Origin of the sequence: Sulfuriferula sp. GW1, from assembly GCF_047300855.1 — a bacterium.
Lineage (GTDB): Bacteria > Pseudomonadota > Gammaproteobacteria > Burkholderiales > Sulfuriferulaceae > Sulfuriferula.
Map to the genome: position 1 here is coordinate 219,116 of NZ_CP170197.1, position 22,858 is coordinate 241,973.

A 22,858-nucleotide genomic window follows, 5' to 3' on the forward strand; every position below is an offset into this window, starting at 1 on the left:
AGTTGTCCAGACGTTTAACGAAAATGCCGCCAAATGCATGTTTTAACGCGGCGAGGTATTTCTGCTCAGTGAGTTGCCAGCAGTGGTTTCAGTATGGCTTCGAGTTTGGCCGTGCTCAATCCGCCCAGTTCGGTGGCGACAACCTTGCCCGTGCGATCCAGAATGAGCGTGTAGGGCAGGCCACCTAGGCGGTTGCCGGTGGCCTGCGACAAGGCTACCGCGTCCAGATCGCCCACCAGGACCGGATAATTCATGCCCATTTGGTCGGAGAAGGCCTGAACCTTGGCCGTTTCGTCAATGGCGATACCGACAAACTGCAGGCCCTGCGCGCCGTATTTGGTCTGCAGCTTGATAAATTCCGGAATCTCCGTGCGGCACGGGGGGCACCAGGTCGCCCAGAAATTCACCACCAGCACCTTGCCGCGCCATTGCGACAGCGGTTGGCGGATACCGGCCAAATCCTTGAACCCGGCCTTGAACAGCGTGGCGGAGGCGTCACTGCTGTCAACGGCCGCCGACACAGGCGCAGATTGTGCCCGATTGTGCTGGTATGCATAGTAGCCACCACCCAGCGCCAGCAAGCCGATCAATGCGAATAAAACAAGAGAGAGGTTTTTTTTCATGGGATCAGCGCAAAGCGGCGTCCAGGCTATTCAGGAATTGTGCGGGCGGCTGATAGCCGATTACACGGTAAGCGACTTCCTTGCCGTTACGATCAAAGAAGATCAGCCCCGGTGGGCCGAACAGGCCAAAGCGTTTAAGCAACGCCTTGTCGTCACTGGTATTGTTGGTGACGTCTGCCTGCAGCAACACCGCATCTTTGAGCGCGGCCTGTACTTTAGGATCGGTAAAAGTGCCATGTTCCATTTCCTTGCATGACACGCACCAGTCTGCGTAAAAATCCAGCACGACAAATTTTCCGTTTGATTGACTGATCTTGCTGTCCAGTTCAGCCAGGTTTTTGACCCGAGTGAATTTCAACCCGGTCTCCTGGGCAGCGCTTGCCGCGCCGCCCTTGAATACCGACAGGGGTTGCAACACATCGCGTCCGCCAGCCAGCACGCCCACAATCAGGGCTACGCCAGCCAGCAGCGCGATGACGCCCAGCCCTTTCCACAGGCGTTGCCAGCCCGAGGCATTGACGGCGAGTGGCTCAATGGCCTTGAGGTGCATGGCCGACGCAATAAGCAGCGTAGCCCACAACAACATTTGTATCCAGGACGCTATCAGTGGCGTGATCAGCCAGATCGCAATGGCCAGCATGAGTACGCCGAAGAAGTTTTTCACGGCGTTCATCCAGCTGCCGGCGCGCGGCAATAACGTGCCGGCGGAAATGCCGACCAGCAATAACGGCACGCCCATGCCGATTGCCAGCGAGAACAACGCCCAGCCGCCGAGTACCGTGCTGCCGGTCTGCGCAATGAACGCCAGCGCAGCGGCCAGCGGCGGCGCGACGCAAGGACCGACTATCAGCGCTGACAGCGCGCCCATGACAAATACCCCAATGAAATTGCCGCCCTTGACTTTATTGCTGGCATCGGAAAATTTGCTCTGGATGAAACTGGGCAGCTGCAGCTCAAAGAAACCGAACATGGAGAGTGCCAGCAATACGAACACGCTGGCGCCGATGGAAAGCGCAATCGGGTTCTGCAGCGCATTGGAGATCAAGGTTCCGGACAAGGCTGCCGCAACCCCGGCCAGCGCATAGGTAATGGCCATGCCCAGTACATAGGCGAGGGACAGCATGAAGCCTGACAGCCGCGTGACCCGTTTCTGTCCGGCGATAATTCCCGACAAAATCGGGATCATCGGGAATACGCATGGGGTGAGCGACAGCAACAGTCCAGCACCGAAAAACGTGGCAATAATGGTCCAGAAATGGCCGCCTTTGAGCACACGCTCGATTTGCGACGATTCTGATAACGGCGCTTCGGTGGAGGCATTCGCGCCAGGCGCGGCCGCAGTCACGGAGGATGTCGTCGCCGCGGCGACGGGTTCCGCGTTCTTCTCCAGGCTGGCAGAACCCGCTGTCGTCGCCGGAAGTGTCAGCGTAAAAGACTTGCTGATCGGCGGATAGCACACGCCTTTTTCACTGCATCCCTGATAACTCGCTTCCACCACGACTTTGTCGGCGCTGCCCGCGGGACGATTGAGCAGGACATTGGCGCTGAAATCGTGGTGATAGACTTCCATGCGGCCGAAGTTCGGATCCTGTTTGATATCGCCGGCCGGCAATAGCGCCTTGGCCACGCTTACTCCGGCCGGGGATTTTACCGTGAAGTGAATCTTGTCCTTGTATAAATAATAGTCGGGAGCCAGCGTGAAGCTCGCCTTCAGGGTTTGTCCGTTGACGGCGCTCAGGTTTAATTTGAAGGCCTCGTCTGGCGGAAGAAATTGAGGCGGTTCATTGCCGGTAATTTTGTCCCCGAGGTTGCGCAGACCGGCCAATATGCCAGGAGACCCGGCAGGGGGAGGCGGCTGGATGGAAACGGGATCGGCAGCGGCGAGTTTGATGGTTGCCACGCTATCCATCGGTGTGTAACACACCCCCGCATCAGCACAGCCTTGCGACACGGCTTTGAGCTTCACGCTCTGTGCGTTGCCGGTACGGGTAAAGGGCAACTTGACGCGTACTTCGTTACGATAGGTTTCCACCTGGCCGAATGTCGGATCCGCGTGCATTTTTCCGGCGGGAAACTGAGGCGTACCGAGTGTGCCGCCATCCAGGCTGAACTTGAAACGTTCGCGGTACATGTAGTAGCCATCTGCAATCTGGTAACGGACTTCCAGGTGGTTGGCATCGGCCTGTTGCGCCGAGAACCGGAACGCTTGCTCAGGCTCCAGCAAGTCTGCAGCGCTTGCCTGGGCCAAACCGAGAAACAACAAAAACAAAAAACCAAAAATGCGCATCTATTCAATCTCCAGGCGTTGCGTATTTATATACACACTATTAATTAAGTCTCTCGGGTCCACGAAATTCTTACTGCATACACGCTTTAAATTTCCACGGATGTCCTAATCTGGACAGTCATGGGTTGTCGGTAGTTTCTGTGACGATCCAGCCCAGATAGTCGGCCAGGCCTGCCACGATGGGTAGAGCGATGATTTCAGGTACCGTATAGGGATGGCATGCGCGGATGCTTCGTTCCACCGCGTCGTAATGGCATCGCTGGGTTTTAATCAGTACAGGCACCTCGGTTGTGGATTCTATGGTGCCGTGCCACCGGTAGGTGGACACGCAGGGTGGCATAATGTTCACACACGCAGCAATTTTTGTTGCCACCAGCTGTTTTGCCAGGCGCTGAGCGCTGTCTTCAGTAGGCAGGTTGGTTAAGATAACGATGGCTTCCATATTTGAATTGAGAAGGTTTCAGCGATGCGCGTCTTGTTGGGCATGATTATAGTGCTGAGTTTCCCGGCGCTGGAGATTTATACTCTGGTTCAGATATACCATTATATCGGCTGGTGGATTGTTGTTTTGCTGGCAGCCGGCATGTTGACGGGATGGTTGCTGATCGTGGGTGAGCGCTTGGCATTTTTCGCGCGCATGAGCATGACCCTGCAGTCAGGAGGCTCTCCGTTGCGCGCGCTGATCGATAGTGGCCGCACCATGATTGCGGGTGCGCTGTTTATTTTCCCGGGAGTAATCAGCGACGTGCTAGCGGTGCTGGTGCTGTTCCTGCCATTGCCGGGGAGCCGCTCACCGCAGACAGCTGAGAGTGAGCCAGGCGTGATCGAAGGCGAATACAGGCGAGAGCACGATGACAGGCTGGAGCGCGGCGCAGATTCGAAACGCTGACCCGTGCTGCGTATGAGTGTTACCCATACCTGACGCGAGGAGGAATGGTTGCCGTTTAGCCGTGCTTTTCCAGCCCCGTTACGCCATTAGCGGCGCGGTGCAGTCAGCTCGATAAAGCGCGCTTTGTCTGTAGCAAATCTGGCCCGGGTATCGGCCATTTCCTTGTTTTTTTGCGCAATCGTGCCTTCCAGGTGAGCAATTTCCCGCGCGTTGGCATCATGGGTTTCTGCGATGCGCACCGGAATCCGATGCTTGCCCTGCGTTTTTAGCGTAATTTGCTGATCGATCTGGGCTTGCTGGGCACGCAGTTGGCTTAGTTGATTTTCGCTGTTCTTGATGGACAGCTTGACTAACTCCAGGCTGCGGTCACGCGCCAGATCGATATCCGCGGCAGAGGTATACGTATTCAACAGTGCCGTGTCACGCCGTTTCTGTTCGGTTTTGGCTTGTAACTCCTGCTGCAGGCGCGCTTGCTCGGCGGCGCGCAATTGCTGTTGCTCGGGCGTCATCGCACCGGCATTCTGCTTGATCGTCAGACCCTGTTTATCAAGTTCTACATTGGCACGCCCGGTGGCCTGTTGCGGCAAGGTATCGCCGTAGTGCGTGCGGCCTTGCGCATCCACCCATTTATACATGGCAGCCTGTGCGGGGAGTGCCAACCCAAAAATCATCATGTAGAGCAAAACGCGCATTTTTTATTCTCTTAGGGCTCGTTAATGAATAACTTGGACATACGCTGGGGTTACTTTGAGCGCAGACCAAGGCGCAAGACGTGCGGTTGTGTCATTCACAACAAGCGGCTTGCAACGCCGGGATGCGCTCAAAGCGACCCCAGCCCGGAGGGTTGCTGCGTATTCGGGCGTCTGCGGCGTTGCAAAGCTTGCGAATGGAACGACCATTCGCCGCGCTTCGCGCCTTGCATCCATCCCGAATATGCAGCAACGTATGTTCAAGTTATTCATTAACGAGCCCTTATGTCACACCGTAAACTTCCCGGTAACGGGCCACTGCCTGCAAATTCTGTTCCATGTTCGGGTGATCATGCAAATACGCGAGCAGGTCGGCGAGGCTGGCAATGGCGAATACCGGGATGCCGTATTGCGCTTGCACTTCCTGCACCGCCGACAAAGTCCCCTGACCGCGTTCCATGCGGTCCAGCGCGATGACGACGCCAGCCGGGGTGGCGCCATGGCCGCGAATCAGCTCCACCGACTCGCGCACCGAGGTGCCGGCCGAGATCACGTCGTCAATAATCAATACCCGTCCGTGCAGCGGCGCACCGACGATGGTGCCGCCCTCGCCATGGTCCTTGGCTTCTTTGCGATTGAAACTGTACGGCACTTTCTGCCCCTGTGCGGCCAGTGCGACGACCGTGGTCGCCGCCAGCGGAATGCCTTTATATGCAGGCCCGAACAGCACATCGAATTTGATTCCGGCAGCGCGTATCGCTTTCGCGTAAAATTCGCCAAGCTGTTTCAAGGCCATGCCATCGGCAAATAGCCCGGCATTAAAGAAATAGGGACTGATGCGCCCGGCCTTGGTCTTGAATTCGCCGAAGCACAATACGTTTTGTTCAATGGCGAAAGATAGGAACGCTTGTCTGAAATCGGACATGATTAGGGCTCGTTAATTCTGGAAAATAAACACGTGCGCATTATAACCGCCAACCTCAACGGGATTCGCTCTGCCAGCAGCAAGGGCTTCTTCGACTGGCTTGCCACGCAAAACGCCGACGTGGTGTGCGTGCAGGAACTGAAAGCACAGATGACCGACATGCGTCGTGAAATGCTCCAGCCAGACGGCTTCTTCGGTTACTTCCATTATGCGGAAAAAAAAGGCTACAGCGGTGTGGGCATCTACGCCAAAAAACAGCCGGATGCGGTAATCGAAGGATTGGGCATTGCCGACATCGATGCGGAAGGGCGTTACATTGAAGCGCAATTCGGCAATCTGAGCGTGATTTCGCTGTACCTGCCGTCCGGCTCCAGCTCAGATGAGCGTCAACAGGTCAAATTCAGCTTCCTGGAGCGCTTCTACCCGCGCCTGACCGAACTTAAAAATTGCGGGCGCGAAGTGATCCTGTGCGGTGACTGGAACATCGCCCACAAGGAAATCGACCTGAAAAACTGGAAATCCAACCAGAAAAATTCCGGATTTTTGCCTGAAGAGCGCGCCTGGATGAGCAAGGTTCAGGATGAACTCGGTTTTGTGGATGTGCATCGTATGCTCTGCCCGGATGCTACCGGTGACGCCTACACCTGGTGGAGCAACCGCGGCCAGGCCTGGGCCAACAACGTCGGCTGGCGCATTGATTACCAGATTGCCACGCCCGGCATCGCTGCTCAGGCGCGCGCCGCGAGCGTGTATAAAGACGCGCGTTTTTCCGACCACGCTCCCCTCATCATCGACTACGCATCCCCGCAATGACTCAGCACGTAGCGAAGCCCAGCTGGCAGGAAACGCTCAAGTCCATTTTTAGCGGACGCATGCTGGTGGCGCTGGTGATGGGGTTTACCTCGGGGCTGCCGCTGTTGCTCACCGGTTCGGTATTGCAGGCGTGGCTGAAGGATTCCGGAGTGAGTTTGGCTGCGATCGGCGCGGCGTCGCTGATCGGGCTGCCGTATACGCTGAAATTCCTGTGGGCGCCGCTGTTTGACCGTTTCACCCTGCCGCTATTCGGGCGACGGCGCGGCTGGCTGCTGCTGATGCAGATTATTCTGGCGGCGGCGCTGGTGGGTTTGAGCTTGTCCAATCCGGCGACCAATCTGTGGGGCGTCGCTCTGGCAGCGCTGCTGGTGACGTTCTTTTCCGCCTCGCAGGACATCGTTGTCGACGCCTACCGGCGCGAAAGCCTGCACGACGCGGAACTGGGTTTCGGATCGGCGCTGTTCGTCAACGGTTATCGCATCGGCATGCTGCTGGCGGGCGGTGGCGGACTGATTCTGGCCGACCTGCTGAGCTTCCCGGTGATGTACCAACTCATGGCGGCGTTCATGGGGGTGGGCATCATCACCACGCTGCTGGCGCGCGAACCGGCGCTGGCTCCGGGCGCGCCGCGCACGCTGAAAAGTGCAGTCATTGAACCCTTCGTGGAATTTTTCAAGCGCGAGGAAGCGTGGCTGATCCTCGCCTTCATCCTGTTCTACAAGCTCGGCGACACCCTCGCTACCGCCATTTCCACGCCGTTTTATCTGGATCTCGGCTTCACCAAGACCGAGATCGGCGCGGTGGTCAAACTGTTCGGTTTCTGGGCCACCATACTCGGCGGCACGTTGGGCGGCATCTGGATATTGCGGATGGGTATGTACCGGGCATTGTGGACGTTCGGCATCCTGCAAATGCTGTCCACGTTCGGCTTTGTCCTGCTGGCACACCTGGGCCCCCACCTTTCCGGGCTGGCGGCAGTGGTCGCGGTGGAGAATTTCACCGGCGGGCTGGGTACGGCGGCATTTGTCGGTTTCATGGGAGCGATGACCGACAAGCGCTTTACTGCCACCCAGTACGCGCTGCTGTCCAGCCTGATGGGCGTACCGCGGGTGATCCTGTCCGCTCCGACCGGGTGGATGGCGGAAACCATGGGCTGGACGCTATTTTTCCTGACTTGCACGCTCATGGCGCTACCGGGTTTGTGGTTGTTGCGACGCTTTAAAGGATGGACGGAGCCAGCCAGTGCCTGAGATTTCCTACGTCTCGGTATTTCTGGTCGGCCTGCTGGGCGGGGTGCACTGCGTGGGCATGTGCGGCGGCATCGTCACCGCGCTGTCGCTGTCTTCGACCACGCGCCGCCCCGCACTGCCCATGCTGCTGGCTTACAATTTCGGGCGCATCGCCAGCTACGCGCTGGCCGGAGCGATTGTCGGAGCAATCGGGGCAAGCACTCTATTGCTGGAGAGATTCGTGCCCGCCGAGCGCGTACTGTATGGCGTGGCCAATATCATGCTGATCCTGCTGGGGCTGTATCTGGCCGGGTTGTCGCGCGCCGTGCTGGTGCTGGAACGGGTGGGCGGCGTGGTGTGGGCACGGCTGCAGCCACTGATGAAACGCTTCATCCCGGTGCGCACCCTGCCGCAGGCATTTTTTACCGGCGCCGTGTGGGGCTGGTTGCCGTGCGGACTGGTGTATTCGGTGCTGATCTCGGCGCTGGCGACCGCCAGTGCCGTACACGGCGCGATGTTGATGCTGGCGTTTGGCGCGGGAACCTTGCCCAATCTCCTGGCGATGGGGTTGTTCGCCCAGCGTCTGCAAACACTCACCCGCAAGCCGGGCGTGCGGCTGGCAGCCGGACTGCTGGTAGCGGCGTTTGGCGTGTGGGGATTAACCCGGTTGATTTTATATGTCTGAACCCATCCATCAACCGCCGTTGCGCCAGTTATTGAAACGCGCGGCCTACGCCGTGGACGCCGTGGTGCACAAAGGCCAGAACCTCAATCGCGTGCTGGCGCAGCAGCCTGTTGAGGGACGCGCCACGGTACAGGACATCTGCTACGGCAGTTTGCGCGAGTACGCGTTGCTGGCGGCGCTGCGCGATGCGCTGCTGAGTAATCCGCTCAAGGACAGCCTGGTCGCGGCGCTGCTGGTGGTGGCGTTGCGCCAGCTGCGCGCGCGCCCGGATGCGACGCATACCGTGGTCAACGAAGCCGTGGAAGCCGCCGCCGCGATTCAGCCGTGGGCGCGCGGCCTGGTCAATGGCGTATTGCGCAATTACCTGCGCCAGGCCGATGCGCTCAGTGCCGCGGTGATCCGGAAAGAAAGCGTGCGCTGGAATTACCCGCAGTGGTGGATAGACAAGTTGCGCATCGCCTACCCGGAACACTGGCAAGCGGCGCTGGCAGCGGGCAACCAGCATGCGCCGATGACGCTGCGGGTGAATCAGCACCACGGCAGTGCTGCGGCGTACCTGGAATTGCTGCGTGATGCCGGGGTGGAAGCCACGCAAACCGGCGCATTTGCATTGCAACTGACGCAGCCGGTTGCGGTGGCGCAACTGCTCGGCTTTGCGTCGGGACGGGTGTCGGTACAGGATGCCGGCGCGCAGCTTGCTGCGCCGCTGCTGGATTTGCACGATGGCCAGCGCGTGCTGGATGCCTGTGCTGCACCGGGCGGCAAGACCGGACATATTCTGGAAACGGCCGATGTGGCGCTCACCGCGCTGGATTCCGACATGGCTCGCCTGGAGCGCGTGCGTGAAAATCTCGATCGCCTGCAGCTCAAGGCCACGCTTGCCTGCGGAGACGCCGCTCAGCCCGACACCTGGTGGGATGGCCAGCCGTTCGACCGCATCCTCGCCGACGTACCCTGCTCGGCATCGGGCGTGGTGCGCCGTCACCCGGACATCAAATGGCTGCGGCGCCCGGACGATATTGCACATTTTGCCGCACAGCAAGCCGCCATGCTGCCTGCGCTCTGGCGGTGCCTGGCGCACGGTGGTAAATTGCTGTACGCAACCTGTTCCATTTTCCCTGAAGAAAATCAGCGCCAGGTGGACGCCTTTCTTGACCGGCATGATGATGCAAGCCAGCTGGACCTGGAAGGCGAATGGATCAACCCCGGTCAGCTGCTACCCGATGAACAACACGATGGTTTTTTTTATGCGCTGCTTGCCAAGAACTAGCTGGCTGGCGCTGCTGATGCTGGCGCTATCCATGCAACTCATTCTGTTCGCCCCTGCCGGACGCGCGGCGAGCGAGGGTATCCATATCAAATCCGCAGAGCTCAAGCTGATGGATGAGGTATATCAACTCAATGCACATTTGACCATCACGCTGGGCCCCACCCTGGAGGAAGCCGTCAGAAAAGGCCTTGCGCTCAACTTCATTACCGAATTCCAGTTGCATCGGCGGCGCTGGTACTGGTTCAACGAAGAAATCGCCAAAGTCACCCGCAATACCCGGCTCACTTACAATCCGCTGTTGCGTCAGTACCTGCTGAGCGAGGGTTCGCAGCAACTTAGTTTTGATACGCTCGAAGATGCGCTCGAAGCACTAGGAGAAATCAGTGCATGGACAGTGCTGGATCGGCGTTTACTCTACAAGCGCTACAGTTATGTGGCCACACTGAGTATGCGCATGGATGTGTCACAACTGCCCAAACCGCTGCAAATCAATGCCATCAGTTCGCGTAAATGGGATCTTGAGTCCGCTCCGTTTGAATGGAGCATGTCACCGTGAGCAGAAGTAGATGAAGTATCTGGTACTGCTTGGGTTCGGCATTGGTGCCGTACTGGTTTATCTGCTGTCCAGCGCGAGCGCGAATACCGAACTGTTCGCACGCAATTTCCCCTATCTGCTGGCGGTAACCGGTGCGCTGGTAACGGCTTTGCTGGTGCTGGTGGGCTATCAGATCATCCAGCTGCGCCACAAGATCAAACACGGCGTGTTTGGTGCCAAGCTCACCGTGCGCCTGATGCTGGTATTTGGCTTGATGGCGCTGTTGCCGGGCGCCGTCGTGTATGGCGTATCGGTGCAGTTTCTGTCCAAGAGCATCGAATCCTGGTTCGATGTGCGCGTGGACAATGCGCTGGGCAGCGGTCTCAACCTGGGACAGGCGGTGCTCGACAACTTGCAGCGCGAGCTCACCAAAAAAGCCGAATCCATGGCACTGGCGCTGGCTGACCAGCCGCCCGCTGCGCATATCCATTTGCTGAATACTCTGCGCGAGCAGTCCGGGGTACAGGAGGCCACCTTGTTCAGCGAACGGGGCAAAATCATCGCCTTTGCCGGTAACGAGCGCGCCGGAATGTTGCCAATGATTCCCGGCAATGCCATCCTGTGGCAGGTACGCCAGCAACAGCCCTACTCGCGCATCGAGTCTATTCCGAATCGAGGTCTGTTTGTGCGCGTGGTGGTGCCGGTCAATCTGCTGTCGTTCACCGAAAATATTCGCGTGCTGCAGCTGATGCAGCCGGTGCCGCCAAAACTGGCCAAGGATGCCGAAGCCGTGCGCACAGCGTATCAGGATTATCAGGAGTTATCGCTGTCTCGATTGGGCTTGAAACGCCTGTATGGCTTGACGCTGACGCTCATCATGCTGCTGGCGTTGCTGGTAATGATAGCGCTGGCATTTCTTATCAGCGAGCAGATGGCCGCACCATTGCGCGCTTTGGCCAAGGGCACGCGCGCCATTGCCAAAGGGGATTTTACCCAGATGCATCCGGTGCATAGCCGCGACGAGCTGGGCATCCTGACCCAGTCGTTTAACCGCATGACGCGGCAGCTGGCCGAAGCCCGCAATGCCGCCGAAGTAAGCCGCGAGCAGATCGAAAAATCGCACGCCTACCTGGAAAACATCCTCGCCAACCTGACCTCGGGCGTGGTCGCATTCGACGAGCAATTGCAGGTGCGCAGCATCAACCCGCTGGCCGAGCAGATACTTGATGTGACGACGGGAACGCTGCGTGGCGTGCAACTTTATCAATGGGGCAGCCGGGCGCCCGCACTGGCTGAATTTGCCGCGGCGATTGCCGCACAGTTCAAGCTGCATGGTGACATCAGCTGGCGCCAGCAGATTGAATATGGTGCGGATGGCAATAAACGTACCTTGCTGGTTCATGGCACCCATCTACCAAGCGGGGTGGATAACGGTTATGTGCTGGTATTCGACGACATTACTCACCTGATCAAGACGCAGCGTGATGCAGCCTGGGGCGAAGTGGCGCGGCGCCTGGCGCATGAGATCAAAAATCCGCTGACCCCGATTCAACTCTCGGCGGAGCGCATCCAGCACAAGTTTGCCAGCAAGCTTGATGCCGTGGATGCGGAAACACTGACACGTTCGACCCAGACCATTGTCAACCAGGTGTCGGCGATGAAAGAAATGGTCAATGCTTTTGCTGAATATGCGCGTACCCCGACCGTGCAACTGGAGGCGATTGAACTCAATGCTCTGGTGCGTGAAGTGCTGAGCATGTACGAGCCTGGGCCGGGTATGGCGCTTAATTTGGCCGCGGATTTGACGCAAGTGCTGGGGGATCGCAAGCTGTTGCGCCAGGTCATTCATAATTTGCTGCAGAACGCTCAGGATGCGCTGGCAGATTCGCATGATCCGCACATTGTGTTGACGACTACCCAGAGTGAAAGCGGCGTCCAATTCAGTATTGCGGACAATGGACCGGGTTTCCCTCCTGCGCTCATGGAGCGCCTGTTTGAGCCTTACGCCACCACCAAACCCAAGGGAACCGGCCTAGGCTTGGCCATCGTCAAGAAAATCATCGAGGAACATCACGGCATGATCCGTATTGAGAACATTAAACCGCACGGAGCCAGCGTGTGTATTCGCTTGCCCGCAGCGCCTATCCTGGAGACCAGCGTATGAGCGGTCAAATTTTGGTAGTGGACGACGAGCCAGGGATTCGTGAACTGCTTTCGGAAATTCTTACCGATGAGGGTTACGACATCAGTCTGGCGGAAAATGCCGGCGCCGCGCGTTCATTGCGCCACAAAGCGCGGCCCGATCTGGTGCTGCTGGATATCTGGATGCCCGATACCGACGGGATCACCCTGCTCAAGGAGTGGGCAGGCAATGGTCAGCTCACCATGCCGGTGGTGATGATGTCCGGCCATGGCACCATCGATACCGCAGTCGAAGCCACGCGCCTGGGCGCGGCCGACTTTCTGGAAAAACCCATTGCACTGCATAAATTACTGTCCACCATCAAGCGTGTGCTCAAGCCCGGCGAAGCCCGCGCCCAGCCCAGCATGAGCCTGGCGGGCCTGGGACGCGGTGCGCTGATCCAGCATCTGAAGGAACAGCTTAGCCGTATCGCCAACCTGAAAACGCCGGTGCTGCTGCTGGCCGAGCCGGGCAGCGGAGCGCGCATCTGTGCGCGTTTTCTGCAACCAGCCAACAGCAACTGGGTTGAGCTGGACGACACCAGCCGCCTGGTGGACGCACCGCTGGATTTGCTGCAACAGGCGCGCGACGGGGTGCTGTACATTCCGGAAGTCGCCAACCTTGGCAAGCTCGCGCAAAAAGGCCTGGCGCTGGCGCTGGAGCGCGCGGAAAAGTATAACGTACGGGTGGTATGTGTCAGCAGCGACGACCTGTCTCGCTGTGCTGCCGAAGGTGAATTCGATAGCCGCCTGTATTACGCGCTGGGTGCGCTCACCATCCGCGTGCCCAGTCTGCGCGAACACCGTGAAGATATTCCGGACATTGCAGCCTACATGCTGGCGCAACTGGTGGAAGCCAACCAGCTGCCGCCGCGCCGCTTTGGCACCGCCGCGTTGAACGCACTGCGCAACGCAGATTGGCCGGGAAATCTGCCGCAACTGGATAATATTGTCCATACCCTGCTGATGACTGCTGACGCTGACGAAATCAGCGCCGAAGCCGTACAGCATGCGCTGCGCCCGTTGGCGCCGCGCGCTTCGCCACCGGCTGCTGTGGAGGTCGCGATAGAGCTGCCACTGCGCGAGGCACGCGATGCGTTTGAGCGCAGTTATTTCGAACGTCTGATCGCGCTGGAAGACGGCAACATGAGCCGCGTTGCGGAACACGCGGGAGTGGAGCGTACCCATCTGTACAGGAAGTTAAAACAACTCGGCATCAAGCCCGGCAAAAAGGTTGATCCTTGAAAATCATCATACTCGGTGCCGGGCAAGTCGGTGCGACGCTGGCGGAAAATCTGGTCTCGGAAGCCAATGACCTGACCATCGTCGATCTCGACGCGGACAAGCTGGCCCTGCTGCAGGACCGCCTCGACCTGCGTACCGTGGTGGGCTCCGCTTCACACCCCTCGGTGCTGCGCGCAGCGGGGGCAGAAGACGCCGACATGCTGGTGGCGGTGACGCAGAGCGATGAAACCAACATGCTGGCCTGCAAACTGGCTGAATCGCTATTTAACATTCCCACCAAGATTGCGCGCATCCGCGCAACCGATTATCTCAAGCACCCGCAAATCTTCTCGGCAGAAAATCTGTGTGTGGATTACACCATCAGCCCGGAACAGGAAATCACCAATTATCTGCGCCGCCTGATCGACTATCCGGATGCATTGCAGGTCCTGGATTTCGCTGCTGGCAAGGTGCGCCTGGTTGCGGTGCGCGCTTATCACGGTGGCCCGCTGGTCGGGCACGAATTGCGTGACATACGCAAACATTTGCCGAAGCTGGATGCACGCGTGGCGGCGATTTTCCGGGGCAATCGCGCCATCATTCCGGAGGGCAACACGGTAATTGAATCCGGCGACGAAGTGTTTTTTATCGCGGCCACCGAAAACATCCGCAGCGTGATGAAGGAAATGCGTCGCCTCGACAAAAAAGTAAGCCGGGTAATGATTGCCGGTGGCGGCAATATCGGCCGCCGTCTCGCTGCTGCGCTGGAAAACGACTATCAGGTCAAGCTCATCGACCACAACAAAAATAATGGCGCTCGGCTCGCCGCCGAGTTGCACAACACCCTGATCCTGGTTGGCGACGCCACCGATGAGTCCCTGCTCGAGGATGAGAACATCGACGACATGGACGTGTTCTGCGCGCTCACCAACGATGACGAAGACAACATCATGGCGTCTCTGCAAGCCAAACGCATGGGCGCGCGTAAGGTCATCGCACTGATCAATCGCGCCAGCTATGTCGATCTGGTGCAGGGCGGCCAGATCGACATCGCCGTGTCACCTGCGCAGGCCACCATCGGTCCGCTGCTCTCGCATGTGCGGCGTGGTGATATGGCGGTGGTACACAGCCTGCGCCGCGGGGCCGCCGAAGCGCTTGAAGCGGTCGTGCATGGCGACACCAAGACCTCCAAGCTGGTGAATCGCCGCATCGAGGAGGTGAAATGGCCCGAAGGCGTTACCGTCGGCGCGATTATCCGGGGCGAAGAAGTCATCATCGCACACCACGACACACAAATCGCAGCCGAGGATCACATCATCCTGTTTGTGCCCAACAAACGTATGATTCCCAAGGTGGAAAAGCTGTTCCAGGTCGGCTTCGGGTTCATATAAGTGTTGCGCGTTTTTCCCATTCTCAACGTCATTGGCCTGGTGGTGCTGCTGTTTGCCTTCACCATGCTGGTGCCGTGGGGCGTATCGTTTTATTACCATGACGCTGCCCGAAGCGCGTATGACGACGCCATTCTGATCACTTTCGCCGCCGGATTGCTGCTCTGGCTCTCCACCCGCCACCTGCGCCGCGAACTGAAAATCCGCGACGGCTACCTGCTGGTGGTGCTGGTGTGGGCGGTGCTGCCCGCGTTTGCCACTTTGCCGCTGCTGATTTACCTGCCGCACCTGTCGTTCACCGACGCCTACTTCGAAACCATGTCCGGCCTCTCCACCACCGGTGCCACGGTATTGAGTGGGCTGGATCAGTTGCCCCGGTCGATCAACCTGTGGCGCACGCTGCTCAACTGGCTTGGCGGCATGGGGATCATCGTGCTGGCAGTGGCGGTGCTGCCGCTGCTGGGTGTCGGCGGACGCCAGCTGTTCAAGGCCGAAACGCCAGGACCGATGAAAGACAGCAAACTCACGCCGCGCATCGCCCAGACCGCCAAGGCGCTTTGGTTGGCGTACAGCGGCATTACCATGGCCTGCATCGTGTCGCTCAAACTGGCTGGCATGAGCTGGTTCGACGCGGTCTGCCATGCCTTCGCCACCATGGGGCTGGGCGGCCTTTCCACCCATGACGCCAGCGTCGGCTATTTCAATTCGCCTGCCATCGAAGCTGTGCTGATCGTTTTCATGCTGCTGGCAGCGATGAATTTCGCCACTCATTTTCTCGCCTTGAGCGGGCGTTCGCTGCGCGTCTACCTCACTGACCCTGAAGTGCTGCCGATGCTTGGCCTCATCTTCGTCGCCTGCGCCAGCCTGGCAGGTTATCTCTGGTACGTTGGCACCTATGCCAACTACTGGACGGCGCTGCGCTATGTCAGCTTCAACCTGGTCTCGCTCGCCACCGACTGCGGCTTCGTCAGTACCGATTTCAACCTGTGGCCGATATTCGTCCCGCTCACCATGTTGCTGCTCAGCTGCGTCACCGCCAGTGCCGGTTCCACTGGAGGCGGCATCAAGATGATCCGCACGCTGCTGATGCTCAAACAGGGCAAGCGCGAACTGGAAAAACAAATCCACCCCAACGCCCTGCTGCCGGTCAAACTCCGCCAGAGCGTGATCAGCAATCAGATCGTGTTCGGCGTGCAGGCGCTGGTCATGCTATACATCATCAGCATCATCGCGCTCACCCTGGTGCTGGTTGCCAGCGGGCTGGATTTCGTCTCGGCGTTTTCCGCGATCATCGCCTGCATCAACAACGCCGGGCCGGGCCTGAATAAAGTCGGGCCCGCCACCACCTACGCCATCCTCACCGACTTCCAGACCTGGGTGTGCAGCTTTACCATGCTGCTAGGCCGACTCGAACTATTCACCCTGCTGGTGTTATTCACACCGGCTTATTGGCGCAAATAACCATGACCACACCCATCATACTGAACTTCGAAAAAATGCTTGCCGCTGGCAAGGACAATGCCCTGCTGCGCTTCTCTCTCGGCAATGAATATCTCAAGATCGGCGATCCTGCCAATGCTGCAACGCACCTGAAGCAGGCGGTAGTGCAGGATCCAAAATATTCCGCCGCCTGGAAATTATTGGGCCGTGCGCTGGTCGAATCCGGACATCCTGCCGAAGCCCTGGCTGCATACCATGACGGCATCGCCGTAGCTGAAGCAAAAGGTGACAAACAGGCCGCAAAGGAAATGGCTGTATTTGCGCATCGCATCGAAAAACAGCTTGGCGCAACCGATGGCAAATAACAGCAGGGATTTATCCGGCATGGAATCGTTCTTTGCGAGAGCCAACAGCTGACGCGATACCAGCAATGGAGGCGAAAATGATAGACGTTTATTACTGGACCACGCCAAATGGTCACAAAATCACGATCTACACGGAAGAGGCGGAAATACCCTACCGTATCGTGCCGGTGAACATTGGCGCAGGCGATCAGTTTCAGCCGGATTTTCTCCGCATCGCTCCGAATAACCGTATCCCGGCGATTATCGACCACGCGCCTGTTGATGGCGGCGTCGCCATCAGTGTGTTCGAGTCAGGAGCCATTCTGCAATATCTGGCTGAGAAGACCGGCAAATTCCTGCCCGCCGATCTTCGCGGCCGCACCGAAGTCATGCAATGGCTGTACTGGCAAATGGCCGGACTCGGACCGATGGCGGGTCAGAATCACCATTTCGTGCAATACGCACCGGAAAAAATCCCTTATGCCATCGAGCGCTACGTTAAAGAAACCAATCGCCTCTATGGCGTACTGAACAAGCGCCTGGCCGACCGCGAATTCGTCGCTGGTGCCTATTCGATCGCAGATATGGCGATTTATCCCTGGGTCGTGCCATACGAGCGCCAGGGCCAAAAGCTGGAAGATTTCCCGCACCTCAAACGCTGGTTCGAGACCATCCAGGCACGTCCCGCTGTGCAACGCGCCTATCAGGCGGCGCAAGAGATCAACGAGCGGCCGGTGGTATCCGACGTATCGCGCTCGATATTGTTCGGGCAGACGGCCGGCGTCGTGAAATGAGTGGTTCCGCCTGAATGATATTGACGATAGCCATGCAATCTATACAAATTGAGGAATGAACGCTGTGACCGAAATCATTATTCATCATTATCCCGCTTCCCCCGTTTCCGAGAAAATCCGTACCGGAATGGGGCTCAAGCAGCTTGCCTGGCGCTCTGTCGAACAAAACCGCCTGCCGGACCGGCCCGAACTGTTCGCCATGACCGGCGGCTACCGGCGCATTCCCGTCATGCAAATTGGTGCCGACATTTATTGCGATACGCAATGCATTCTGCGCGAGCTGGAACACCGGGTACCGACCCCGACTTTTTTCCCGAACAACGGCGCAGGTCTGCCTTTCGCGCTCTCGCGCTGGTCCGATGGCGCGATGTTCGAACTGGCGTTCCGTGTGGCTTTCGCACCGGTTGCTGACAAGCTGCCTGCGGCACTCATTGCGGATCGAACGCGGCTCTATCTGGGCGAACAGGGCGATCTCAAAAACGAAGCCGCTGATCTGCCGCACACGCTGGCCCAATTGCGTCCTCAACTCGGCTGGCTGGAAGCCTGCCTGAGCAGCGGACAGCATTTCATGCTGGGTGGTGAGCCGGGCATGTCCGACCTGCTCGCCTGGTACCTCGTCTGGTTCGTGCGCGAACGCTATGCAGCAGCACCCGAATTTATGGCCGAATTCCCGCTGCTCAACGCCTGGGTGCAGCGCATGCAGGCGATCGGTCATGGCAAATCAACACCCATGACACCGGCTGAGGCGCTGGCTGTTGCGAAGTCGGCAGAACCCGACACGGCTGAAAAGCCCGACGCATATGATCCGCAAGGTCTCAAGCCGGGCATGAAAGTCACGGTTGTACCCATTACGCATGGCGGCGACCAACTCGTTGAGGGCAAGGTACTTGCCGTCGATCGTGACACGATTGCGATATCTCGCGAGCATCCGGATTGCGGACGTGTTGCCGTCCACTTTCCTCGTGTAGGTTACCGCGTGACGCTTTGCTGATACTGGCAGCTCGCCGCCGTGTCGCGCTGTCAAATGCGGCCATGCTGTTGTGTGCGGAATCGCACTTTCGAGACGATACAAACTGGACTAGAATGATCAAGTAGCCAATAGGCAATTGGGAGATTGGCTGCTATTGCGTCGATAGAATGCCATCCCGGATTCTATATATTTATGAGTTTGCTTTTCTTTCTTACAGGAGGTTAAGTTGGACACGTTAAATCGCAAGATAGTCACTCGCCGCTCTTTCCTGAAAGGCGCCGCTCTATTGGCAAGTATCGCAGTCGTACCAGCAGCCATCATCAGCAAAGACGCATCGGCAGCAGCCAAAGCGACACAGGCAGCCATGCAATATCAGGATCACCCTAAAGGAAAACTGGAATGCAGTAACTGCATTCAGTTTATTCCCGGTAAAACGGCCAAGGCGAAAGGCACTTGCAAAGTAGTGGAAGGTGCAATCAGTCCACAAGGTTATTGTATTGCCTACGCACCAAAAGCCTGAGCCTGCTGTCGTACTTCAATAGGGTCAGTACACCATCCCGATTTGTCGGGCCACGAAAGACCGGCCAATTCTGTCTCTGATACGGCTTTTTTGTTTGGCGCTTGTAACGGTGTACTGATTCAGCCTTTTTAGTTGAATCTGCGAGAGTACCGATATCAGTCGGTACAAATTATTATTGCGGATGGGGTATGTGGTGGAGACGAGGAGGATCGAACTCCCGACCTTCGCATTGCGAATGCGAAACTAAATGCAATGTTCAATTGATATAGTACTTATAAATTGAATTGTTGGCACAATTTTGGCACACTGGAAGCATCCGTAAGCTAGAGGTTGACAATGGCAACAATCCGTAAAAAAGGTGATTATCAGTGGCATTGTCAAATACGCAGGAAGGATTTTCCGAACCAGACGAAGACCTTCGAAACTAAAGCGGATGCGGAACTTTGGGCAGCCACAATCGAAAGTGAGATGGGGCGAGGAGTATTCCGTCCATCGGCTGAAGCCGAAAACACCTCGCTTCGAGAATGTCTTGAGCGATATCTTTCCGAAATCGTACCTTTGAAGAAAAGTAACAACCGGGAAATCAGCAAGGTCAATATAATCAAGCGACATGATATTGCCAACAAGGCCATGGCCGCTATCCGGGGGGCGGACATTGCTACATATCGCGACAAGCGCGGGCATTCTGTAGCAGCTGCAACCGTCGGACGTGAACTAGCAGTGATATCCCATATATTCAATGTCGCAAGGAAAGAATGGGGGATGGAAAGTCTATCGAATCCAGTCGAGGCTGTCAGAAAGCCGAAATTGCCGAAGTCCCGGGATCGTCGCCTGGAACCCGGCGAACTGGACAGATTGTTGGAAACAACTGAGTCCCTTGAGCTTGGAACCATCGTCCTGCTTGCCGTAGAAACAGCCATGCGTCGGAGCGAAATTGCAGGGCTGCTTCGGAAAAATGTGAACCTGCTGAAACGTACGCTTATCCTAACAGACACGAAGAATGGGGAAAGCCGGACTGTGCCTCTTTCGAGCCGCGCTGTTGAGTTACTTTCGTCAAAGCCCGCTCGTATTAGTGGTAGGGTATTTGGTATGGCTCCCGATTCAATCACCCAAGCCTTTGACCGCGCCTGCGAACGCGCAGGCATAGATGATTTGCGATTCCATGATCTTCGGCATGAAGCCGCCTCGCGCCTTTTCGAGAAGGGTTTGAACCCAATGGAGGTTGCCTCGATCACTGGCCATAAGACTTTGCAGATGCTGAAGCGATATACTCATTTACGAGCAGAGGATTTGGCGAAGAAACTTGGTTAGGCGACTTGTTCTTGCGCATCTACCCCGCGCGGTGAGTGGTGGCGCTATGCAATGAATGACGCTTATGTGCATCGGGTCGGTTGGATGGGCGTCAAAAAAGACCATCTAATAGGAGCAAGAAACTCCGCCGAGAAGAGGCGCTCTCGACAGTTTAAGATTTGGCCACTCTGCGCAGATATTCGAGCCAGTCGGCAGCGTAAGCGCAAATACCTTCCCCCTCCACGACAGGTATGCCTCGTCCGTAAAGCAACTCCCAAAATGCTATACGATGCGGTTCAGGTATCTCATCTAGGCGGACGTAGCGGAAGCTCAGTTTTCCCTTGAAAAACCTATCATGGATTGGCAATATTTCAATCTCTGCACGGTTCATTAATTCGCTCCATTTTTGGCGTCCTCCAAGGCAAACCAGCGCGTCTGGTCTATCCATGGGCCTGAGAATCTATCAGCTATGACCTCATTGATTTCCACAGGCTATTGAAAGTTGCCCGCGTGTAAACGGGATTCTCTGGTTGGCAGTAATCGATATTGTGTTCATATTATCGCCCTTGGGCGAATGCGATACATGGATCGTAGGGGATACAAGAGAATTTACAGTGCCAAGCTGAAGGACTTCATACCCGTGGACCATCCGCTGTGGTGATCTTATTACAGCAACTCAGTGCTCAAGTGACTCAATGGCTTCTTTTAGAATAAAGAGCTACTTGGTTTATCCATTCCCGGATTAAAGTAAAACCCTCACTTAGCCCAGTGATTGGGCACCCCGCCCGCCCGCAAAAATCACTCTGGCATGCGGGTTGCCGATTCAATCGCAGTGCCTTTCACACCGCACCTTTTACCCTGCCGTTTCAACAACGGACTCACAGCAGCACAGTTGCTTTGCTCTCTTGTTATCAATCCGACCGGCACCGCTATCGGACTTCGACCCCGCCAGCGCCAGTGAGCGGGGAAACGAATCCACTAGCCAAACCAACGCCGGTCAAGCCGGCTTGATTAACAGAGAGGAAAAACCATGAATCGTAAGCGACCAGCCCCCCACCAGGCTTGATGCGCAGGCTCAGCTCGAACCCTCTTTGTTTGAAAATGCACTAAATACCATTGCAGTTCCAGCTGGAAATCCCAAGCCCTCCTTTAATCAATACCTTTTCGTTTGTTCCGGGCATACCACGATCAAAATCGTACGCACTATTATCGTGCAGGCGTTGCTGATTTTGCTGCGTCATAGCGCATAAAATCGAATCATAAAATTCTGATTAATGGACATAATTTTTATAACACATTGATTAATGGCGATTATTAATTCTGGCATGGCGTTTGCATTGTACACAAAAGCTAGATTACTTGGATTCAATTTTATGTTTCTAACCTGGTTTTTCCCCGTCTGCCTGGTGTCCGCCATTTTCCGGCCACGCCATGTAGTCGCGACGTTCAATTGAATCACAATCAGTTGGCTATTGTTTTGGGCGTGCCGCAATGCAAAGTCCCGGACATTTTTTTGCAGTACACATTTAATTTCCGGGCCGTGCGAGCGGCCTGCTCACCGCGAGGAGACGGACCATGCTGGCCTATTTGATTCAATTGAGTGTCATGTCGGGGGGGCTGCTGCCGCTCATGGCAGTGCTATTGCTGCTTGCACTGATGATCATCGTGGAGCGGTTCTACTATTTCAACTGGATCATCCGCATGGGCCATGCGATGGAATTCGCGGTGCAGAAGGTTCGCTATGGAGACCGCAAGGCCCTGCAACAGGTGGTGGAACACTATGCGGGCGCACCGCAGACCGTGGTATTGGCCACCGCCCTGAGTTCCCGCGGCGAGAATGCCGAAGTGATGGACCGCCATATCGAGGAAAACATGCTCTGGCAGCTGCCCAAGCTGGATCGTTTGCTCTGGGTTCTGGACACCACGGTCACGCTGGCGCCGCTGCTGGGTCTATTTGGCACCATCATCGGCATGATCGAGACCTTTGACGTGCTGGGAGACGCGAACAATCCCAATGCGGTGACAGGAGGTATCGGGCATGCCCTGATCGCCACCGGCGGCGGACTCTTCATCGCCATTATTACCGTGGTTTTCCTGAACTACTTCAACAAGCGCGTGCGTCTGGCCATGCATCAGATGGAACTGCTCAAGACCATGGTCATCAACCGGCTGCATGGCGGGGGAGTGGCGCTAGCCTCAGCAGGGGACGTGTATAGCCTGTCACATACCTCGAGCGCCCCGACCGAATCCGGTCAACCAAAGACCGCATATTCCTGATCCGGAGGCCCTATGGCAAAAACCCACCATTACTTCGAAGTTGAGCGTGCGCGCATCGAGATCATCCCCATGATCGACATCATGATGTTCCTGCTGGTGTTCTTCATCATGGTGACGCTCAAGATGATTCCCGGTACGGGAGTCCAGCTGCATTTGCCTGGAGCGAGCACCGCGGAAAAATTGCCTCCGACCCAGATCGTCATCGGGGTGCGGGGGGACGGCAGCATGCTGGTGAAGGATCAGCCGATGAATGCTGCGCAGTTGGCGGAGTACTTGCGGGGGCTGCACACAGGACGTGACCTGCAGGTGATCATTGCCGGCGACAAGACGGTCTCCCTGCAGGATTTGCTCAAAGTCATGGATATTGCGCGGGCACAGGGGATCACTGGCGTGGGTATTGCAACCCGTGAGGGGGCTCAGTGAGCGCGCTGGCTGAGAGGGCTGAGTATTTGAAAATCCGGGAAGTCGCGGCGTTAAGTTGAACT

General features: G+C 57.0%; 22 protein-coding genes. 17 read left to right on the forward strand and 5 right to left on the reverse strand.

The features are described from left to right. Window positions 1-65: 65 nt before the first annotated feature. From ACFDAU_RS01070 to cutA, 3 genes are all read right to left on the reverse strand, one after another. Window positions 66-623, reverse strand: coding sequence for a TlpA family protein disulfide reductase (locus ACFDAU_RS01070; RefSeq protein ID WP_413438233.1), 558 nt, complete (start codon window positions 621-623; stop codon window positions 66-68). Window positions 624-627: 4 nt separating this feature from the next. Continuing rightward, on the reverse strand, window positions 628-2,910 hold the full coding sequence (gene dsbD / locus ACFDAU_RS01075) for a protein-disulfide reductase DsbD (RefSeq protein WP_413438234.1): 2,283 nt from the start codon (window positions 2,908-2,910) through the stop codon (window positions 628-630). A 118-nt stretch (window positions 2,911-3,028) separates the two neighbouring features. Continuing rightward, a complete protein-coding gene (cutA, locus tag ACFDAU_RS01080; RefSeq protein WP_413438235.1) occupies window positions 3,029-3,352 on the reverse strand; it encodes a divalent-cation tolerance protein CutA in 324 nt (107 codons plus the stop codon). Between the two features lie 42 nt (window positions 3,353-3,394). Between cutA and ACFDAU_RS01085 the strand changes: the two genes are divergently transcribed. Beyond that, a complete protein-coding gene (locus ACFDAU_RS01085; protein WP_413438236.1) occupies window positions 3,395-3,799 on the forward strand; it encodes an FxsA family protein in 405 nt (134 codons plus the stop codon). 86 nt (window positions 3,800-3,885) lie between these two features. On the opposite strand, the gene ACFDAU_RS01090 is transcribed toward ACFDAU_RS01085, so the two are convergent. Both ACFDAU_RS01090 and pyrE read right to left on the reverse strand, forming a co-directional pair. Continuing rightward, entirely contained in the window at window positions 3,886-4,491 is a 606-nt protein-coding gene (locus tag ACFDAU_RS01090) for a DUF4124 domain-containing protein (protein WP_413438237.1), read from the reverse strand. Between the two features lie 280 nt (window positions 4,492-4,771). After that, complete coding sequence (pyrE, locus tag ACFDAU_RS01095) at window positions 4,772-5,413, reverse strand: orotate phosphoribosyltransferase (RefSeq protein ID WP_413438238.1); 642 nt, start codon at window positions 5,411-5,413, stop codon at window positions 4,772-4,774. Between the two features lie 33 nt (window positions 5,414-5,446). Between pyrE and ACFDAU_RS01100 the strand changes: the two genes are divergently transcribed. From ACFDAU_RS01100 to ACFDAU_RS01175, 16 genes are all read left to right on the forward strand, one after another. Further along, the gene (locus ACFDAU_RS01100; RefSeq protein WP_413438239.1) at window positions 5,447-6,226 is read left to right on the forward strand and encodes an exodeoxyribonuclease III; all 780 of its coding nucleotides are present in this window, start codon (window positions 5,447-5,449) and stop codon (window positions 6,224-6,226) included. Next, entirely contained in the window at window positions 6,223-7,476 is a 1,254-nt protein-coding gene (locus tag ACFDAU_RS01105; protein WP_413438240.1) for an AmpG family muropeptide MFS transporter, read from the forward strand. Before ACFDAU_RS01100 ends, ACFDAU_RS01105 begins: the two co-directional genes overlap by 4 nt. Then, complete coding sequence (locus ACFDAU_RS01110; protein WP_413438241.1) at window positions 7,469-8,140, forward strand: sulfite exporter TauE/SafE family protein; 672 nt, start codon at window positions 7,469-7,471, stop codon at window positions 8,138-8,140. Before ACFDAU_RS01105 ends, ACFDAU_RS01110 begins: the two co-directional genes overlap by 8 nt. After that, a complete protein-coding gene (rsmB, locus tag ACFDAU_RS01115; protein ID WP_413438242.1) occupies window positions 8,133-9,410 on the forward strand; it encodes a 16S rRNA (cytosine(967)-C(5))-methyltransferase RsmB in 1,278 nt (425 codons plus the stop codon). Before ACFDAU_RS01110 ends, rsmB begins: the two co-directional genes overlap by 8 nt. After that, window positions 9,397-9,966: a DUF4390 domain-containing protein gene (locus ACFDAU_RS01120; RefSeq protein ID WP_413438243.1), complete on the forward strand. Its 570-nt coding sequence runs from the start codon at window positions 9,397-9,399 to the stop codon at window positions 9,964-9,966. The genes rsmB and ACFDAU_RS01120 overlap by 14 nt, the downstream gene beginning before the upstream one ends. Before the next feature lie 10 nt (window positions 9,967-9,976). Further along, window positions 9,977-12,109, forward strand: coding sequence for an ATP-binding protein (locus tag ACFDAU_RS01125; protein WP_413438244.1), 2,133 nt, complete (start codon window positions 9,977-9,979; stop codon window positions 12,107-12,109). Next, complete coding sequence (locus ACFDAU_RS01130) at window positions 12,106-13,371, forward strand: sigma-54-dependent transcriptional regulator (RefSeq protein WP_413438245.1); 1,266 nt, start codon at window positions 12,106-12,108, stop codon at window positions 13,369-13,371. The genes ACFDAU_RS01125 and ACFDAU_RS01130 overlap by 4 nt, the downstream gene beginning before the upstream one ends. Continuing rightward, window positions 13,368-14,741, forward strand: coding sequence for a Trk system potassium transporter TrkA (trkA, locus tag ACFDAU_RS01135; RefSeq protein WP_413438246.1), 1,374 nt, complete (start codon window positions 13,368-13,370; stop codon window positions 14,739-14,741). Before ACFDAU_RS01130 ends, trkA begins: the two co-directional genes overlap by 4 nt. Further along, complete coding sequence (locus tag ACFDAU_RS01140; protein WP_413438247.1) at window positions 14,742-16,199, forward strand: TrkH family potassium uptake protein; 1,458 nt, start codon at window positions 14,742-14,744, stop codon at window positions 16,197-16,199. Window positions 16,200-16,201: 2 nt separating this feature from the next. After that, on the forward strand, window positions 16,202-16,543 hold the full coding sequence (locus ACFDAU_RS01145) for a tetratricopeptide repeat protein (RefSeq protein ID WP_413438248.1): 342 nt from the start codon (window positions 16,202-16,204) through the stop codon (window positions 16,541-16,543). Window positions 16,544-16,620: 77 nt separating this feature from the next. Next, entirely contained in the window at window positions 16,621-17,316 is a 696-nt protein-coding gene (locus ACFDAU_RS01150; RefSeq protein ID WP_413438249.1) for a glutathione binding-like protein, read from the forward strand. Window positions 17,317-17,380: 64 nt separating this feature from the next. Further along, window positions 17,381-18,307, forward strand: a complete 927-nt coding sequence (locus tag ACFDAU_RS01155) for a glutathione S-transferase family protein (protein WP_413438250.1) — start codon at window positions 17,381-17,383, stop codon at window positions 18,305-18,307. Window positions 18,308-18,512: 205 nt separating this feature from the next. After that, entirely contained in the window at window positions 18,513-18,806 is a 294-nt protein-coding gene (locus ACFDAU_RS01160; RefSeq protein WP_413438251.1) for a high-potential iron-sulfur protein, read from the forward strand. A gap of 336 nt (window positions 18,807-19,142) precedes the next feature. Beyond that, window positions 19,143-20,117, forward strand: coding sequence for a site-specific integrase (locus ACFDAU_RS01165; protein ID WP_413438252.1), 975 nt, complete (start codon window positions 19,143-19,145; stop codon window positions 20,115-20,117). 1,554 nt (window positions 20,118-21,671) lie between these two features. Beyond that, the gene (locus tag ACFDAU_RS01170; protein ID WP_413438253.1) at window positions 21,672-22,373 is read left to right on the forward strand and encodes a MotA/TolQ/ExbB proton channel family protein; all 702 of its coding nucleotides are present in this window, start codon (window positions 21,672-21,674) and stop codon (window positions 22,371-22,373) included. A gap of 12 nt (window positions 22,374-22,385) precedes the next feature. Further along, complete coding sequence (locus tag ACFDAU_RS01175) at window positions 22,386-22,796, forward strand: ExbD/TolR family protein (protein ID WP_413438254.1); 411 nt, start codon at window positions 22,386-22,388, stop codon at window positions 22,794-22,796. Window positions 22,797-22,858 lie beyond the last annotated feature (62 nt).

What these genes read in the sequence shown, in the direction of transcription:
- ACFDAU_RS01165 (WP_413438252.1), top strand. Translation starts at nt 19,143, where the DNA reads ATGGCAACAATCCGTAAAAAAGGTGATTATCAGTGGCATTGTCAAATA.
- ACFDAU_RS01090 (WP_413438237.1), bottom strand. Translation starts at nt 4,491, where the DNA reads ATGCGCGTTTTGCTCTACATGATGATTTTTGGGTTGGCACTCCCCGCA.
- ACFDAU_RS01070 (WP_413438233.1), bottom strand. Translation starts at nt 623, where the DNA reads ATGAAAAAAAACCTCTCTCTTGTTTTATTCGCATTGATCGGCTTGCTG.
- ACFDAU_RS01150 (WP_413438249.1), top strand. Translation starts at nt 16,621, where the DNA reads ATGATAGACGTTTATTACTGGACCACGCCAAATGGTCACAAAATCACG.
- ACFDAU_RS01105 (WP_413438240.1), top strand. Translation starts at nt 6,223, where the DNA reads ATGACTCAGCACGTAGCGAAGCCCAGCTGGCAGGAAACGCTCAAGTCC.
- dsbD (WP_413438234.1), bottom strand. Translation starts at nt 2,910, where the DNA reads ATGCGCATTTTTGGTTTTTTGTTTTTGTTGTTTCTCGGTTTGGCCCAG.
- ACFDAU_RS01170 (WP_413438253.1), top strand. Translation starts at nt 21,672, where the DNA reads ATGCTGGCCTATTTGATTCAATTGAGTGTCATGTCGGGGGGGCTGCTG.
- ACFDAU_RS01175 (WP_413438254.1), top strand. Translation starts at nt 22,386, where the DNA reads ATGGCAAAAACCCACCATTACTTCGAAGTTGAGCGTGCGCGCATCGAG.
- ACFDAU_RS01085 (WP_413438236.1), top strand. Translation starts at nt 3,395, where the DNA reads ATGATTATAGTGCTGAGTTTCCCGGCGCTGGAGATTTATACTCTGGTT.
- ACFDAU_RS01125 (WP_413438244.1), top strand. Translation starts at nt 9,977, where the DNA reads ATGAAGTATCTGGTACTGCTTGGGTTCGGCATTGGTGCCGTACTGGTT.
- cutA (WP_413438235.1), bottom strand. Translation starts at nt 3,352, where the DNA reads ATGGAAGCCATCGTTATCTTAACCAACCTGCCTACTGAAGACAGCGCT.
- ACFDAU_RS01130 (WP_413438245.1), top strand. Translation starts at nt 12,106, where the DNA reads ATGAGCGGTCAAATTTTGGTAGTGGACGACGAGCCAGGGATTCGTGAA.
- rsmB (WP_413438242.1), top strand. Translation starts at nt 8,133, where the DNA reads ATGTCTGAACCCATCCATCAACCGCCGTTGCGCCAGTTATTGAAACGC.
- pyrE (WP_413438238.1), bottom strand. Translation starts at nt 5,413, where the DNA reads ATGTCCGATTTCAGACAAGCGTTCCTATCTTTCGCCATTGAACAAAAC.
- ACFDAU_RS01145 (WP_413438248.1), top strand. Translation starts at nt 16,202, where the DNA reads ATGACCACACCCATCATACTGAACTTCGAAAAAATGCTTGCCGCTGGC.